Consider the following 333-nt stretch of genomic DNA (forward strand, 5'->3'; position numbering starts at 1 on the left):
ACGTTAGTCTCCGACGGCAGGCTTCAATGACCCAGGCTGAGAAATTCCCGGACCCTTTTTGCTCAAGAGCGATGTTAATTTGTTCAATCATTTGGTTAGGAAAGCGGATGTTGCGGGTTGTTGTTCTGCGGGTTCTGTTCTTCGTTGACATGAGGTTGCCCCGTATTCAGTGTCGCTGATTTGTATTGTCTGAAGTTGTTTTTACGTTAAGTTGATGCAGATCAATTAATACGATACCTGCGTCATAATTGATTATTTGACGTGGTTTGATGGCCTCCACGCACGTTGTGATATGTAGATGATAATCATTATCACTTTACGGGTCCTTTCCGG

1 protein-coding gene is annotated in these 333 nt (G+C 43.8%); it reads right to left on the minus strand.

Annotated features, from left to right (window positions below; all coding sequences use genetic code 11):
• A partial coding sequence (locus MTCD1_RS18765; RefSeq protein WP_088569006.1) for a YlcI/YnfO family protein occupies positions 1-151 on the minus strand: 151 nt, incomplete at its 3' end.
• Positions 152-333 lie beyond the last annotated feature (182 nt).

It is taken from the genome of Colwellia marinimaniae (assembly GCF_002207865.1).
Classification (GTDB): domain Bacteria; phylum Pseudomonadota; class Gammaproteobacteria; order Enterobacterales; family Alteromonadaceae; genus Colwellia; species Colwellia marinimaniae.